A 14,402-nucleotide genomic window follows, 5' to 3' on the forward strand; every position below is an offset into this window, starting at 1 on the left:
GTTTATGCTTCTGTTCTTTTTCATGGTGGCTACAAAAATCAGAGATTCCGATGCGATGGTGCAAACCAACATCCCGTCTGCTTCAGAAGTTACCAAACTGGAGAAAAAGGAATGGATTGTCAATATCAGCATAGGACCTCCTATTGCCAGCTATAAGGCAAAATACGGTACTGCACCTATTATTCAGTTGAATGATAAATTCGGACAGCCCGAAAATATTATTGAGTTTGTTGAAAATGAGAGACTTCAGAGAGAAGAGCGTATCAGGCCATTTTTAACTTATACCCTTCGTGTTGATAGGGATACAAAGATGGGGCTGGTTACAGATGTAAAACAGGAACTTCGTAAAGCCAGTGCTTTAAAAATCAGCTATCTGGCGAATAAAGCTGTAAAAATCGATTAACATTTCAGAAATTCTGCTGTCTCTCTGCATATAAATGCAGTATCTTCCGGAAGGCGATGATATTCAATTCCATGTTTCATTCCAAAGTTGTGATCAGCATAGGGAATCAGGTTTAATTTTATTTCAGCATTCCATTTTTTCATTTCAATAGCTTCTTCAAAAGCAATTTCCTTGTCTTCAATCCCATGCACCACCATAAAAGGAATTCTGATTTTTGAAACAGCCTGTTTTAAATTAAACCGCTTTTCATTTTCAAGATAATTCAGGTACAGATTGTAGCTGAGTGGCAAAGGACGTCCTGTCAGCTTGTTCTCGCGATAATTGTATCCTTTTTTCTGCCATTCTTCCATGTCGTAATATTTTGCCCATGTTGCGGGAAAATCATTGAAAGCAGACCACGTAACAAGTTTTTTAACGGCAGGATTTTCAGCGGCACAGATTATCGAAATACATCCACCCCGGCTGTGTCCTAAAAGATAGATTTCATCGAAGTTGCATTCTTTTTCCTCAATACCTTCCATAAAAGGCAGGTTTTTAATAATGCTGTTCAAATCGCATACTTCTTTTTCGATGGTATTTTCGGAAAAACGTTTTTCATCTGTAATCAGTTCAGGGTGTTCGGGTGTTGTGCCGTTATGCGAGAAATTGAACTTTATGAAAACAAAGCCTTTTTTTGAGAAAAAATCAGCTATCAGATCAAATGCTCCCCAGTCTTTGAAAGATTTAAAGCCATGTGAAAAAATGAGGAATGGTTTTCTTTTTCCGTCTTTCAGGTAAAATAAATCATAAAGCAGGGGTATATCATATCGGGAAGGCAGGGCAAGATTTTTCAAACAAACCGATTTCATGAATCCGAGGCTTAAAATATGTTTTAACATTAATTCGAAATTAGTAGCTTTACCGTGAAAAAAAAACTTGTTTTTTGAAAAATTAAGAAATGAGTCTGAAGGAAATACGGGCAGTTGTTGATGAAGATTTGAAAAAATTCGACAATTACTTTAAGACGGTAGTCAGGTCGAATACACCTTTGCTCAACATTATCATGAACTACATTATCAAAACAAAAGGGAAACAAATACGCCCGTTGTTTACTTTCCTCTCAGCCGGGCTGAATGGTAAAATAACAGAAAAAACGCACAGGGGGGCAGCTATGATAGAGCTTCTTCATACAGCCACCCTTGTTCATGACGATGTGGTGGATGATAGTTTTCAGAGAAGAGGATTTTTTTCAATCAATGCGGTGTGGAAAAACAAAATTGCCGTGTTGTCGGGCGATTATCTGCTGTCAAGAGGATTGCTTGTTGCTGTAAATCATGGAGATATCGATTTACTTCAGGTTACCTCGAATGCCGTAAAACAGATGAGCGAAGGGGAATTATTACAAATTGAAAAAACACGGAAACTCGACATCAAGGAAGAAATCTATTTTGAAGTCATTCGAATGAAAACAGCAGTGTTAATAGAGGCCTGCTGTGTTATAGGGGCTTTATCTGTATCGGCTGACCAGGAAAATGTCAGGCGGATGAGTGAATTTGGGATTAATACCGGTATCGCTTTTCAGATAAAAGATGATATTCTCGATTATGACGCTTCGATTACGGGAAAACCCAAAGGAGCTGACCTGAAGGAGAAAAAACTCACATTGCCATTGATTTATGCGTTGAATGTTGCCGATGCAGCTGAAAGAAGACATATCAGAAAAATTATTTCCGAAGGAAAACTTAGTTCTGTGGATTTTACGGAAATCAAGAATTTTATTGACTCAAAAGGTGGATTTGACTATGCTGCCGAAAGAATGATGGAGTATAAGGATAAAGCTGAAAACTCAATCATTGCTTATCCTGATTCGGAGTACAGGAATTCACTGGTAAAACTTCTTGAATTTGTAGTCAACAGAAATAACTGAACTGGTTCGGTTGGGGAATTGCAATTTGATAAAAATCATTTAAGAGTTAAAAAAAGTATTCAATGCATTAATTCAAATAATTTACTTTTGAAATTTGATAAATTCAGGTATTACATTTTAAATTAGAAAAATTCTATGGGAAATAATAACGATTCCGGCAATGACAAATCAAGAAGGAATTTTTTAAAGAATTTCGGACTAACTGTTGGAGTTGGAGCCCTTGCTGCCGGAGGCTCTCTATATGTAGCCAATCAGGTACAAAAGAAAAAAGGTAAAAAAGTCAAGGTATTAACACAGGACGGACAATTGGCAGAGGTCGAAGCTACCGAACTCAGCCTGACCCCGAAAGAAGAACTTGAACGCAATCAAAAGCGGGGTTTTGAAGGCTTAAAAGGCCGGAAATGGGTAATGGTGATTGATCTGGCCAAATGCAGAAATGCAAGAATGTGTATTGCTGCCTGTCAGACAGCACATCACCTCAGGCCTGAGCAATATCACATTAATACACTCATCATGCAGGACAGCAAAGACACCAAACCTTATTTTATGCCGAAACCCTGTTATCATTGCGACAACCCGCCCTGTACAAAAGTATGTCCTGTGAATGCAACATGGAAGCGCTCTGATGGCATCGTACTCATTGATAATGAAAGATGTATAGGCTGCCGGTTCTGTATGGCTGCCTGCCCTTATTCCGCACGTGTCTTTCATTGGTTTGAACCGCTGAAAGTAGAAGGCGATGAAGACAGGGTTTATGATGTTGAGCTTAATGTTCCGCAGAAAAAGGGAACTATTACCAAATGCCTTTTCAGTGCCGACAGGCTTCGTCAGGGCAAACTGCCTTACTGTGTGTCAGCCTGCCCGAATGGTGTTTATTGGTTTGGTGATAAAAATGAAGATGCTGTTACCAACGGCACTACAGGTGAAACCGTCAGCTTCAGTGAATTAATTCGTGAAAATGCAGGTTACACTGTCCACGAAGAGTTAGGTACAAAACCCCAGGTGTTTTATCTGCCGGCTAAAAACAGGCTTTTCCCCTTTCAACATGAAGGAAAAACTGAACTTGAAGATACTGAACACATTTGATAAAAACTAAATCTTATACTTATGAGTGAAATCCATGTACAGGAAGATTCAAAAAAGATTCTTCACCAGATAGAAGAAGATTTATACCGTCCTATTAAGAAACATGATCAGGGAAGTGTTGCCTGGCTTGTATTTGTGCTGACAATTGTGGCTGTTGGATTTTATGCATGGACACATCAGCTGAAAGTAGGACTGGGTGTTACCGGCTTACGGGACTATGTTTCATGGGGGATGTATCTCGGAAATTTTGTTTTTTTTGTTGCCGTCAGTCTCATTGGAATGCTGATCAGCTCTGTTTTACAACTACTTGGTTATAAATGGGTTACCCCTATTACACGTATTGCTGAACAAATTGCCATTGCAGCTGTTGCCCTTGCCGGTATCATCATTATCATGGACATGGGGCGTCCCGACAGGGTGTTGAACGTTATTAAAAATGCACGTTTTGCTTCTCCTATTCTCTGGGATGTTACTGTTATTACTACTTATCTGACTATCAGTGTGTTACTGATTTATCTTCCGCTGATTCCCGATTTAGCCATGATGAGCAAACGACTCACAGGTATTCCCCTCTGGCAAAGGAAAACATACCAGATTCTTTCTCTCAACTGGAATGGTAATGAACAACAGATGCAGATACTTAAAAAAGCCATCCGTATTTTACTTATCCTCATTATACCGGTTGCCCTTTCCATTCATACTGTTACTTCATGGTTGTTTGCTGCCACATTACGCCCGGGTTGGGATTCCACCATCTTCGGCCCTTATTTCGTAACGGGTGCCTTTGTGGCCGGATGTGCTGCCGTTTTGATTGTCATGTTTGTTTACAGAAACAGATATGGACTTCATAACTATCTCGAAGACAAACACTTCGACCTCATGTGCAAACTGCTCGTTCTGACCTCTCTGGTGTATCTGTATTTCAATATAAATGAATTTCTGGTTCCTGCCTATAAAATGAGAAAACTCGAAGGTGCTCACATCCACGAATTATTTTCAGGTAAATTTGCTGTTATGTTTTACCTTGTTCAGGTAGGCGGATTGATTTTACCTATTGTTTTGCTCCTTTTCAAAAAAATGAGAAAACCAGTACCTGCCTTCATCATTGCCATTGTGGTGCTGATTGCTGCCTGGTTCAAGCGTTACCTGATTGTGGTTCCTACCATGCTCCATCCTACTTTACCCATTCAGTTTGTTCCTGAAAATTTTTCTCATTATGTCCCAACCGGTACTGAAATTCTCGTTACTTCTTTCTCAATCGGTATGGCCATTTTAATTATTACCATTCTGGCAAAAGTATTTCCTGTCATTCCTGTATGGGAATATGCCCACGAAAAAGGAGTGAAAGAAAAAGATTTGTTTGATTAAAAACCATAAAAAACAAGAGTCATGAAAATATTAATGCTCAGTATTATTAGTTTAACGTTAATATTATTCTCCCTGCCTAAATCGAAAGCACAGGAATGGACTGTTCCTCCGGATGAATCAAAACTGACAAGTCCGCTACCGTTTACAGCCGAAAACATTGCCCAGGGAGAAGAAATTTACCAGAAAAACTGTAAATCGTGTCATGGAGATCCCGGCAAAAATAATCCATTGGCCGGCCTGAATCCGGTTCCTCCCGATTTTGCTTCTGAAAAGTATCAGAAAAATACCGATGGCGATTTGTTTTATAAAATTACCAATGGCAGAGGAACCATGCCTCAGTTTAAAGCTATTTTATCTGAAGAGCAACGCTGGATGGTCATTGCTTATGCAAGGTCATTTAATCCTGATTACAAACCATCAGGAAATACTGTAGCTGCTCAGGAAATCAAAGGTGCAGTCACTTTTGATGTGCAGGTAAATGAAGCTACCCGAAAGATAATTATAAAAGCAACCAAAACAGAAGAAAATCAGGAAGTTAAACCTTTGGCTGAGGAATCATTGAAATTATTTGTCAAAAGGTATTTCGGCAAATTGCAGTTTGCTACTGTCAGAACCAATCAGGAAGGGGTTGCCATTGCCGATTTCCCCAAAAATATCAGGGGAGATACCTTTGGCTATTGTACACTGATTGTTAAAGCAGGTTCCAGTGAAGCCACCATCGAAAAGGTAAAAATCGGTAAGCCCTTTACGCCTCCTGATATATATGCCAAAAGGTCATTGTGGTCGTGGAATGCACATACACAATGGTGGATTATTTTATCCTATCTGGGTGTGGTTTTAGGTGTCTGGGCTACCATTCTGTATGTGGTTTATCTGATTTCAAGGATACCAAAAGCCGGTATTTCCTGAAATTCAGGGAAGTATATGCATTAACAGAATTCTGACTCCTATTCCTATCAGAATTATTCCGCCAAGTATTTCAGCAAAATTCCCGACAGCACCGCTTATTTTTTTGCCAAACAACATTCCCAGCATGGCAACAATTCCGGTGGTAAAAGCTATGATCAGAGCAGCCGCTACAATATTAATTTCAAGAAAAGCAAATCCGAATCCTACCACCAATGCATCGATACTTGTGGCCAGCGACAACATTAAAAGTGTAGGTAAATGAAGCGGATTGAGGTTTTTGTTTTCAGATTTTGAAAACAAACCGTCATAAATCATTTTTAAGCCAATAAGCAGCAATAACGAGAAAGCAATCCAATGGTCGATTGCTTCAAAATAAGTTTTTATTGTGCTGCCAAACAACCAGCCCATCACAGGCATAAGTGATTGAAAAAGAGCAAGTGAAAATGCAATTTTAAAGGCATTGACAAAGCTGAGTTCCTTGTCTTTGAGTCCGTTCGAAACCGAAACAGCAAATGTATCAAAAGAAAGTCCGATTGCAATTAAAAACAGGCTTAGCGTATCCATTTTGCATCTTTTTCAGGAGGATAAAAGTATTAAATATTTCACGACAGTTGCGGAGAAAGTGTTATTTTTGCCCTGATAACAGATAGGAAAAAGAGATGAACATCCGTATTCTTCATTGTGGCGACAATCTCAGGAATTATTACTTATGTGCAGAGCATAGAGTAGCTGGTTTTTCGGGTTTATCACCTGCCAGGGGAGATTTAATATATCTGGCAGTTAAGTTCAACGGTATTAGTTACATAGGAGCAAAGGGAGTCATTGATGACCCAACCAATGATAAGCCATGGCCTGATGCTTCGAAATACAAATATGTTTTCCGGCTGAAAGACGTTGAGTATTGCAAGCCTTTTGAAATTCAGCCGCTTTCAAAATTTGGCGGCTCTTACTGGGCAGCTAAGTTTTTACAGGCTTCAAAACCTATAAAAGTCCCTGAAGCAACTCTTTTTCTTGAAAATGAGTTTGTTAAAAATCATACTGAGGCATTGGTTAAATTTTAATCCTGCTTATTTTTGCATCAAATCCTTCCATGTTTTTTGTTTCCTGAAAAAATACCGGACGGCAATACTTGCGGGATACAATAATTTGAAAATTTCCTTATCGCTGACTTTTCTGTTTTTCTGCACCTTTTTCCTTTTCCTGATGATCATGGCCGGATGGGTGAGAAGCCACCAATAGGCATGAATCAAGGCGAAAACCCTTTTCCATTCCAGCTTTACGAATGCCCAGCCAAAAGTCATGGCATCAAGTAAAAGCCTTGAGAAAATGAAGCGGGGGAGATTTTTCCCTTCAAGGCATTTGAGCATCATAAATACTGAATTGCGGTGGTTCCAGTAAATTTTTTTATAGCTGTCGTACTGAATGATTCCACCACCATAATGATATACAAGCGATTGTGGTATGGCAAACAACTGATAACCAGCCAGATTAATACGGTAACAGAGGTCAATTTCTTCCATGTGATGCACAAAATCGACATCAAAATCATCGCTGTACTGAAGGGCATCAGCCCTGACCATCATGGCAGCTCCTGTTGTCCAGAATACCCTGATAATGTCGTCATATTGTCCTTCATCCTTTTCAATATATTCAAATACCCTACCTCTTGTGAACGGATAGCCGAACCGGTCGAGAAATCCGCCTGATGCTCCTGCATATTCAAATTTATCGGGTTCCAGCATCGACAGCAGCTTGGGCTGAACTGAACCGGCTTCGGGATGATTTTCGCAGAATTCAACCAGAGGCTTCAGCCAGTTTTTGTCAACCCTTACATCGTTGTTCAACACGACAAAGTATTTTCCTTTGGCAATTTTAAAGGCATTGTTGTAGGCAAGGCTGAAGCCACCATTAACACCATTCTGATACACCTGAACTTTTGGATAATGGGCCTGCGTGTATTCAACGCTGTCGTCAGTCGACAGGTTGTCGATCATAATGACTTCAAAATGAGGATAATCTGTTTCAAGGACAGAGCGAAAACAGTCGTCCAGAAACTTTTTACCATTGTAGTTTAAAATAAGAATGCTGACCAGTGGACTATCCATTTTCTGAAATTTTAAAATTGTTGCCGGTGGGATGATGTTTCCACCTGTTGTGTGACCACAGCCAGTTGGCAGGGTCTGAAATGATTGCATTTTCAAGTGCCTTGACATACAAAGAGGTCAGGGTACCGGGTTCTGAATTTGCAGGATTTAACGAAAGTAAACGGAGACTTCCTTCATATCGCCCGTAACGGATTCTCCTCAAATCACCGAAAAAAACCGGATGATTGAATTTTCGGGCAATCATTTCGGGTCCGGTAAAAAAAATAGTATCTTTTCCAAGGAAGCGAAACCATGAATGATTGTCGCCAAGCGTAGGACTTTGGTCATTTAAAAAGCCATAGATGATTCCTTTTCCTTCATTCTCAAATATCGTTTTGACAATTTGCCTGACAGGAATAGCACGGGTCATGAAACGGTTTCTCAGTTTGTGCCAGAGCCACTCCACCTGCTTGTTTTTAAATGGTTTATATGCTCCGTAAACCATTTTATTCAAATAAAGCCCCAAGAACTGTGAACCGATTTCAAAATTTCCCCGATGCGAAAAATATATCATGATGTTGCCCTGCACAGAAGTGAAAGTTTTAAAATCTTCATTTTCAATTAATTTGACCATTTTAAGAAGGGATTTTTTCCGGATGGTAGTCAGCTTGACGGTTTCAATCAGCACTTCTGCGAAATTGCGGTAATACCTGCTCATCAGCTCTTTTATTTCTTTACCGGATTTTTGAGGGAAACAACTTGTTAGATTATTGTTAATCACGTTTTTACGGTATTTAACGATGTATTGAAGAAGAAATCTGATGAATTTTGATAAAAAATACGGAATGGGTTCAGGCAACACCGAAATCAGAAAAAACAGAGAATAAATCAGGTATTTCAAATTAAAGGGCTGTTTTTTGGAGGCGTAAAAATAAGCTTATTCATTGAAGTCTTCATCAAGAAAATCACCGAAAAAGCGATCGTTGTTCGGGTTGAGGTTGTTGTATTTACTGATGATTTCACGCCATTTTGGATTTTGAGGCTCTCCAAGGGCGTTTGAATGGATGAGTTCATATTCGTTGAGCGCTCCTGTCCGGTTGAAAAACACAAATTTTTTATTCTGCTGACTTTTGGTCAGCTGATAGTAATGCCAGATCTGATAGGGGTAAGCCAGTTGTGAACTGCTTGATTCTGAGATACTATTCGGAGGACCATATTCCAGATAAACACGTCCCCTGTCGGTCAGGTAGCCTTCGCGCATCATGGTGGTAAACTGTCGGTTGCAATCACTGATACGTGAAAAGTAATTTATCCATGCTGACTCCGGGTTGAGACTATCGCGTCTGACCCAGAATTCAAAGAAAAAACTCTCAAGCTCAGCGCGGTCGATTTCTTTTTGCATGAGTTTAACCTGCTGAATTTCTTTATTATCGCCAATAATTTCCAGATAAGAAATATTTTTCTTAAGCTCTTCTGTACTGTATTCTTTGATTAATCCGGCAAAATGAATCCGATTCGTTTCTGAAGTTAATCCAAGATAATAATCATGTGTTTTTCGCTTTGAAAATGCGGTTTTTTTTGAGGTAAGTAACAGATTTTCTTTGGAATACGCCTCAATAACCAGTTCATAGTTCCCTTCAGGTAAAATACTGATGTTGAGTGAGCCAATCAGAAAATTGGTTTGCCCGGCAACCTGCTTGTTTACTTTTTCAGTCATGTCTATAGCTACTGAATCTTTACTGATATAATATCTGAAAAAGATCATTTTTCCATTGAATGTCTCAGGAATAGAATAGAGTTCAGTGTAAAAATAAAGTTGATTCTGATGACTTGTAAAGGAGTTAAAAACATTTGGAATCAGTTCGTATCCCAGACGGGTGAATTTTCCGGGTTCTTTTGCAGATTGATAAACTGTATCGAGCAGTTCGATGTCTGAAAAAACAGCCTGCTTATCAGGGAACTTCGTGTCAATAATAGCGGCTGCCGAAGCGGTATTTTTGTCATTGATGACATCAATCAACTGAATTTCAAGCCGGTAGATACCCTGAGGAAGTTCAATTCTCTTCAGGTCGAGTAAGGCAAAATTGAGATGAAGGGTATCTTCTAACACGGGGCTGCTCAGGTTATATATTTTTTGAAAGAATACACTGTCGTTTTGCAGAATCCTGACTTCGTAATTGACCGAAGCCTGAAAGCGATTATCTCCGGCTTGTTCAAAATACAGGGTATTTAAAGGAATTTTGAGATAAACTTCAATAATGCTGCTGTTCAGGTCATTTTTAAAAACTGAATAATTCATAAAAACAACCATTCCATCTGACAATACAGTGCTTATAAGCAGTATGAGGATTAATGAAAATTTCTTCATGATTATTCGGGGCAATTTTTAATTCGGTATGTCATTCAAAGGTAAATGAAAAATAATCAGCTGAATATAATGTCATGGCAAATTTACAAATATGGTGGTGAAAACCAATGATATTATCAAAGATTTTCGCTTGCATATTTACTGAAACAAATATCTTTGCATTTTTTTTAAAATTAAGCGTAGTAAACATACTGTTAATTGAAAGAGAATACTTTATCTGATTTTTCAGCAAGAACTTTTCAGGGCTTTGAACATCTGACGGAAAAAGAGTTGCAGGCAATCGGAGCAAAAAATATCACGGTGAGAAAGAGAACGGTTGATTTTCAGGGAACTACCGAAACCATGTACAAAGCCAACCTCCACCTGCGGACAGCTACTAAAATTGTAAAGAAGGTTTATTTTTTTAAGGCATTAAATGAAAACCACCTTGAGAAAAATCTCCTTAAAGTTAACTGGTCTGATTACCTGACCCCAAAAGACAGGTACAGCCTGAGCATGAATATCAATTCAAAATTCTTTAAGAACCTGGCTGTTGTCAATCAGGCTGTCAGGAATTCAATCGATGAACATTTCAAGCAAAAACAAAAAGAGTTTACTCCCGCCTTTACTACTGAAAAACCGGATATTTCTTTTCAGATACATGGGTATAATGATTTCTTTACGATTTATATCGACAGCACCGGTGATTTTTTGTTTAACCGTAACTACAAAGCAGTCAGGACGGAGGAAGATTTAAATGAGGTAATGGCTGCCGGCATGATCATGCTTTCAGGCTGGAAAGCCAACACTACTTTTATTGATCCGATGTGTGGGACAGGAACCATTGCTTTTGAGGCCGCTCTCATGGCCAACAACATTGCCCCGGGCATCTACCGCGAGTTTTACGGATTCATGAAATGGAAAGATTTTGATAAAAATCTCTGGGAAAAAGTAGTCAGTGAAGCCAAACAGCAAACCAAGCCCTCAAAGGTGAAAATTTATGCTTTTGATATTGAGCCCTCCCTGATCAGTATTGCAAAAAAGAATCTTTTACATGCCAACCTGCATAATAAAATCCAATTTGAGGTGAATGATGTCTTTTCTTTTAAACCTCCGGCTGAAAAATCCACCCTTGTTTTTGAGCCTCCCTGCACCGAAAGAATCGGGAAACTGGATATTCTGGTTTACTATGAAAAACTGGGCAACCGGCTGAAGGAAAGTTTAAGCTCCTGCACCCTGGGAATTCTTTGCACCAACAAAGATGCTCTGGCTAAAATAAATCTGAATCCGCGCCTGAAAGTCAATCTTTTACTGGGTAAAACAGAGTGCTTTTTCTATAAATTTGAAATTTTTGAGAAGAAAAACAGGGAAGACGATTTTTAATAATGCCTCTTAATGAGTTTTTCAACTTTCCAGGAATAATTACTTTTGATTTTCAGCATGTAAATACCATCAGGCAAATCACTGATGTCTGCTTTTATCAGATACTGACCGAGTAATAATTGTCTGTACATCCCCACATTTTTAAGCATCTGGCCGGTAACAGCATAGATTGAAACCGATATGTCGCTGGTATTCAGCAGAATAAACTGAATCTGTGCATTTTCAGAAACAGGATTAGGGGATATTTGAAATCTGGTTACATTTTCATGTTGAATAGGAATATCTTGCAACACAGTATCGCTCCATCCCGACAAAGTTGCCATCATCCACCAGAAGGCTTTGGCCAGCATGACAGAGCCTGTCCAGTTCGGATGACAGGAGGGGCCGGGTGGTTTTTCTCCGCACCAACCTGCAAAGGCCATTTCCCATCCGTAAGCATTCAATAATTTCTGATGATTTGAATCATGACACTGAATATCAGCAATATCAAATAAAACTTTATGGTTCTCTCTGACATAAGCACGGATTAGTTTATTTAATGTGTCGGTACAATGCTGTCCGGGTTGGGTAAGAGGAATGGTCGCCCAGATAAAAACCTGATCAGGATATTGATTTTCAAGTGATTCCATGCTGTCTCTCAGGCTTGACCATGCTTTACTCACCTCGGCATCACTGAATGGTTTTCCGCAAGGTATGGATAGTTCGTCCAGGCCGTCAAGATAACAATATTTAAAACCAAAAATATCATAACTATCTGCCTGAAGACGGGTTTCATTCATAAAATCAGTTATTTTCCCATACCATCCTGAATTGCCTCTGAGCTGAAAATGCCAGTTTCTTCTGTCATATTTATAGGGAGGGAAAGTTTTACAAACGGGAGGATTGCTTCGTGTACCCTGAAGACAGTTCAACCCGTTATCAATTGTAGTTCCGACAGATGCATGTCTGAACATCAGCTTTAAAGCGGCAATCTCAGGCAATAAACTATCGGGAATACTGTCAAATTTTTCAACTTCGAGATGCCCTGCAATAATTGGTCTTGCAATACTGGTTTTTTTGACGATTTCCTGTGAGAAACCGGAAAAGACAATAAAAATCACTGAAAAAAGTGTGAGAAGCAGGTTTTTCATACTATAGTTAATACTACCATTCATACTGTAGCGTCAGCTCAATCTGCAAATCCCAGAGAAAACTTTTGACAATCTTGGTAGCCGGAAACTGTTCCCCTGAAGTATAGGGTTTAAATGCTGTGGTTTCCTGCATTTTCTGGTCATTTTTACCTTCATCTTCATCATAATCCCAGATCTGAATCACATATTGTTTATCGGGGTCAAGTGAAGGAATATACGCAGCAAGCGGAACAAGTTCAAATACTTTATCTTCTGGTACATTATATTCGGACTTATGGTGTTTGTAAACTTCAGTTGTCCCTTGCATAATTTTGACATAAATATCAGGGCCGTCATTGTTATCCCATGGATTACCGCCATTGTTTCCGGGCCAGCCAAGAACCTTGAATTTTGTAATTTTAACTGCTTTAGGTTTAATTTCAGCCTGACAGAGGTCACCGGTATAACCCTGTTTACAGTTGCATGTTCCGTCAACGCAGGTGCCACCATGCAGGCAGACTATACCTTCACATTTATCTTTTCCGCAGTTTTGAATGGCAACAAATGTAAAAATACCAATCAGTACGACCAGAAAGTATCCTATATTTTTCATTTTCTTAAAAATTTTGAGGTTTAAAACAATTGCTAAGGTACGAAAAAAACAAAATTGTTAATTTTTGTCTTTTGCTTTCTTCAACTGATAAAATCCCAGTCCGCCAAGGGCAAGTCCCGAAACGGCCATCACCTGACCAGTGGCCAGAAATTGTCCCCGCTTATGTTCACGTATTCCGGGAGCATTCGACAACGCCATCACACCAACTCCTCCCACTAACAGAGCTGCTCCACCACCTATTAATAAAAATGCTTTTTTTACATCCTCATCAGGAGGGACATCCATTTCTGTTTTAACCTCGTTGAACTTCGACATGATCAGTTTATTGCTGGTCTCAATGTTTTCGACTTCTTTGAAGGGAATTTTGTAGTTTGTCAGGCTTCCATCGTTTGCCTCAATGCGGTATGAGATTTCTTTTTTATCTATATTGGTGATGGTACAATCAATGGGTTTTTTGCCTTTAGGAAAGATTTTGTCCATATTCTGACCAAAGGAAAAAAACGAAGTTAAACAGCAAATAATCGATAAAGTAATGATTTTCATGGTGAAATTACGTTTATATAATAAGGATTAACCTACTACAAAGATAAGCTAAAAAAACAATATGCTAAAAAACAGGCAGGTATTAATAGGCTTGGATAATTTACAGTAAATCAGGTAAAAAAAATTTTTCAGGGATTTGTTTAAATGAAAAATCTTATTTTTGCAGCCGGAAATTTTTGTTTAACCGATTAAAAAACAATAGCTCGTGATTAAAACTGACGTAATTGCTCAAATCTCCAAGAAAACAGGATTGGAAAAGAGAGATGTAAAAGAAATGCTTGAAGTATTTTTTGAAGTTGTAAAAGACTCCCTTCTTGAAGGAGACAGTGTTTATTTCAGAGGGTTTGGAAGCTTTACCCTCAAGAAAAGAGCACAGAAGATTGGCCGTAATATTACAAAAAATACTGCCATTGTCGTTCCTGAGCACTACATTCCTTATTTTAAACCTGCAAAGGAATTTACCCAGAAAATAAAAGCAAAGAAATAACTTTCTGAGCTTAATTAAAATATCGGCAGTTTTCATCAGACTGTCGTGTTGTTGATTTGTGGAGATGGAATTTTATTAAATAGATAGATATGCCAAGTGGTAAAAAAAGAAAAAGACATAAGATAGCTACGCACAAGCGTAAAAAGAGATTGAGGAAGAACCGT

At 38.8% G+C, this 14,402-nt stretch carries 16 protein-coding genes; 8 read left to right on the plus strand and 8 right to left on the minus strand.

The window, feature by feature from the left end; all coding sequences use genetic code 11:
• Positions 1-403, plus strand: a 403-nt coding sequence (locus GX437_09100) for a biopolymer transporter ExbD (protein ID NLJ07811.1), incomplete at its 5' end; no start/stop codon positions are given.
• Here GX437_09100 and GX437_09105 read toward each other — a convergent pair.
• Positions 400-1,281, minus strand: coding sequence for a hypothetical protein (locus GX437_09105; protein NLJ07812.1), 882 nt, complete (start codon positions 1,279-1,281; stop codon positions 400-402). The genes GX437_09100 and GX437_09105 overlap by 4 nt on opposite strands.
• 59 nt (positions 1,282-1,340) lie before the next feature.
• Here GX437_09105 and GX437_09110 point away from each other — a divergent pair, with 59 nt between their 5' ends.
• The 4 genes from GX437_09110 (at position 1,341) to GX437_09125 (ending at position 5,672) form a co-directional block, all read left to right on the plus strand.
• Complete coding sequence (locus tag GX437_09110; protein ID NLJ07813.1) at positions 1,341-2,309, plus strand: polyprenyl synthetase family protein; 969 nt, start codon at positions 1,341-1,343, stop codon at positions 2,307-2,309.
• A 135-nt stretch (positions 2,310-2,444) separates the two neighbouring features.
• Positions 2,445-3,395, plus strand: a complete 951-nt coding sequence (locus GX437_09115; GenBank protein NLJ07814.1) for a 4Fe-4S dicluster domain-containing protein — start codon at positions 2,445-2,447, stop codon at positions 3,393-3,395.
• A 21-nt stretch (positions 3,396-3,416) separates the two neighbouring features.
• Positions 3,417-4,763: a polysulfide reductase NrfD gene (nrfD, locus tag GX437_09120; protein NLJ07815.1), complete on the plus strand. Its 1,347-nt coding sequence runs from the start codon at positions 3,417-3,419 to the stop codon at positions 4,761-4,763.
• A 21-nt stretch (positions 4,764-4,784) separates the two neighbouring features.
• Complete coding sequence (locus tag GX437_09125) at positions 4,785-5,672, plus strand: c-type cytochrome (protein ID NLJ07816.1); 888 nt, start codon at positions 4,785-4,787, stop codon at positions 5,670-5,672.
• 3 nt (positions 5,673-5,675) lie between these two features.
• Here the strand turns inward: GX437_09125 and GX437_09130 are convergent, their stop codons facing one another.
• Positions 5,676-6,236 carry a manganese efflux pump gene (locus GX437_09130; GenBank protein NLJ07817.1) on the minus strand — a complete coding sequence of 187 codons (561 nt, stop codon included), beginning with the start codon at positions 6,234-6,236 and terminating at the stop codon, positions 5,676-5,678.
• Positions 6,237-6,331: 95 nt separating this feature from the next.
• Between GX437_09130 and GX437_09135 the strand changes: the two genes are divergently transcribed.
• Entirely contained in the window at positions 6,332-6,733 is a 402-nt protein-coding gene (locus tag GX437_09135) for a hypothetical protein (protein NLJ07818.1), read from the plus strand.
• Between the two features lie 6 nt (positions 6,734-6,739).
• Here GX437_09135 and GX437_09140 read toward each other — a convergent pair whose 3' ends face one another.
• Genes GX437_09140 through GX437_09150 form a run of 3 tightly spaced genes read right to left on the minus strand, consistent with a single transcriptional unit; the run spans position 6,740 to position 10,124 of the window.
• Positions 6,740-7,777, minus strand: a complete 1,038-nt coding sequence (locus tag GX437_09140) for a glycosyltransferase family 2 protein (protein ID NLJ07819.1) — start codon at positions 7,775-7,777, stop codon at positions 6,740-6,742.
• Positions 7,770-8,657, minus strand: coding sequence for a hypothetical protein (locus tag GX437_09145; protein NLJ07820.1), 888 nt, complete (start codon positions 8,655-8,657; stop codon positions 7,770-7,772). Before GX437_09145 ends, GX437_09140 begins: the two co-directional genes overlap by 8 nt.
• Positions 8,658-8,693: 36 nt before the next feature.
• Complete coding sequence (locus tag GX437_09150) at positions 8,694-10,124, minus strand: GWxTD domain-containing protein (protein NLJ07821.1); 1,431 nt, start codon at positions 10,122-10,124, stop codon at positions 8,694-8,696.
• Between the two features lie 198 nt (positions 10,125-10,322).
• Here GX437_09150 and GX437_09155 point away from each other — a divergent pair, with 198 nt between their 5' ends.
• Positions 10,323-11,486: a hypothetical protein gene (locus GX437_09155; protein ID NLJ07822.1), complete on the plus strand. Its 1,164-nt coding sequence runs from the start codon at positions 10,323-10,325 to the stop codon at positions 11,484-11,486.
• Here GX437_09155 and GX437_09160 read toward each other — a convergent pair.
• From GX437_09160 to GX437_09170, 3 genes are read right to left on the minus strand one after another with little or no spacing between them, the layout of a single operon-like run.
• Positions 11,483-12,616 (minus strand): T9SS type A sorting domain-containing protein, encoded by a 1,134-nt coding sequence (locus tag GX437_09160; protein NLJ07823.1) that lies wholly within the window; start codon positions 12,614-12,616, stop codon positions 11,483-11,485. The genes GX437_09155 and GX437_09160 overlap by 4 nt on opposite strands.
• A gap of 13 nt (positions 12,617-12,629) precedes the next feature.
• Positions 12,630-13,208 (minus strand): calcium-binding EGF-like domain-containing protein, encoded by a 579-nt coding sequence (locus GX437_09165; protein NLJ07824.1) that lies wholly within the window; start codon positions 13,206-13,208, stop codon positions 12,630-12,632.
• Positions 13,209-13,265: 57 nt separating this feature from the next.
• Positions 13,266-13,688, minus strand: a complete 423-nt coding sequence (locus tag GX437_09170; GenBank protein ID NLJ07825.1) for a hypothetical protein — start codon at positions 13,686-13,688, stop codon at positions 13,266-13,268.
• 268 nt (positions 13,689-13,956) lie between these two features.
• Between GX437_09170 and GX437_09175 the strand changes: the two genes are divergently transcribed.
• The gene (locus GX437_09175; protein NLJ07826.1) at positions 13,957-14,238 is read left to right on the plus strand and encodes an integration host factor subunit beta; all 282 of its coding nucleotides are present in this window, start codon (positions 13,957-13,959) and stop codon (positions 14,236-14,238) included.
• Positions 14,239-14,402: the final 164 nt, after the last annotated feature.

This window comes from Sphingobacteriales bacterium (assembly GCA_012517435.1).
Taxonomy (GTDB): domain Bacteria; phylum Bacteroidota; class Bacteroidia; order CAILMK01; family JAAYUY01; genus JAAYUY01.

Excerpts from the sequence above, each read along its gene's own strand:
- GX437_09105 (NLJ07812.1), bottom strand. The coding sequence starts at position 1,281 with ATGTTAAAACATATTTTAAGCCTCGGATTCATGAAATCGGTTTGTTTG.
- GX437_09140 (NLJ07819.1), bottom strand. The coding sequence starts at position 7,777 with ATGGATAGTCCACTGGTCAGCATTCTTATTTTAAACTACAATGGTAAA.
- nrfD (NLJ07815.1), top strand. The coding sequence starts at position 3,417 with ATGAGTGAAATCCATGTACAGGAAGATTCAAAAAAGATTCTTCACCAG.
- GX437_09135 (NLJ07818.1), top strand. The coding sequence starts at position 6,332 with ATGAACATCCGTATTCTTCATTGTGGCGACAATCTCAGGAATTATTAC.
- GX437_09115 (NLJ07814.1), top strand. The coding sequence starts at position 2,445 with ATGGGAAATAATAACGATTCCGGCAATGACAAATCAAGAAGGAATTTT.
- GX437_09170 (NLJ07825.1), bottom strand. The coding sequence starts at position 13,688 with ATGGACAAAATCTTTCCTAAAGGCAAAAAACCCATTGATTGTACCATC.
- GX437_09125 (NLJ07816.1), top strand. The coding sequence starts at position 4,785 with ATGAAAATATTAATGCTCAGTATTATTAGTTTAACGTTAATATTATTC.
- GX437_09110 (NLJ07813.1), top strand. The coding sequence starts at position 1,341 with ATGAGTCTGAAGGAAATACGGGCAGTTGTTGATGAAGATTTGAAAAAA.
- GX437_09165 (NLJ07824.1), bottom strand. The coding sequence starts at position 13,208 with ATGAAAAATATAGGATACTTTCTGGTCGTACTGATTGGTATTTTTACA.
- GX437_09150 (NLJ07821.1), bottom strand. The coding sequence starts at position 10,124 with ATGAAGAAATTTTCATTAATCCTCATACTGCTTATAAGCACTGTATTG.
- GX437_09160 (NLJ07823.1), bottom strand. The coding sequence starts at position 12,616 with ATGAAAAACCTGCTTCTCACACTTTTTTCAGTGATTTTTATTGTCTTT.
- GX437_09130 (NLJ07817.1), bottom strand. The coding sequence starts at position 6,236 with ATGGATACGCTAAGCCTGTTTTTAATTGCAATCGGACTTTCTTTTGAT.